Genomic DNA, 445 nt, shown 5'->3' with positions numbered 1-445 from the left:
GCGTCTGGGCATGAGCAACTATCAAGCGGAGTTGCTCGATGCCGCCGCCGAAGCCTGCCGTGGCGGCGTGGCGCGCAGTCATATCGTCAGTTACGTCGAAGACGGCGCACTGCTGACCGAGCTGTTCACCCGTGACGGTGGCGGTACGCTGGTGGCGCAGGAGCAATTCGAATTGGTGCGCGAGGCGGCGATTGAAGACGTCGGCGGTTTGCTCGACCTGATCAGTCCGCTGGAAGAGCAGGGCATTCTGGTGCGCCGCTCGCGGGAAGTGCTGGAGCGCGAGATCGAGCAGTTCAGCGTGGTCGAGCGCGAAGGCATGATCATCGCCTGTGCGGCGCTGTATCAGATTGCCGACTCCGATGCCGGTGAACTGGCGTGTCTGGCGGTGAATCCGGAATACCGCCATGGCGGACGCGGCGACGAATTGCTCGAACGCATTGAAACC

The 445-nt window shown here is 63.1% G+C and carries 1 protein-coding gene; it reads left to right on the top strand.

Going from position 1 to position 445, the window contains the following annotated elements:
* Positions 1 to 445, top strand: a 445-nt coding sequence (gene argA, locus J5M56_RS25465) for an amino-acid N-acetyltransferase (RefSeq protein WP_207938120.1), incomplete at both ends; no start/stop codon positions are given.

Source organism: Pseudomonas sp. 51_B (assembly GCF_017491595.1).
GTDB classification, from domain to species: Bacteria; Pseudomonadota; Gammaproteobacteria; order Pseudomonadales; family Pseudomonadaceae; genus Aquipseudomonas; species Aquipseudomonas promysalinigenes.
Note: the sequence above shows the minus strand (reverse complement) of the source record. Positions and strands in the feature narration are given on the sequence as shown.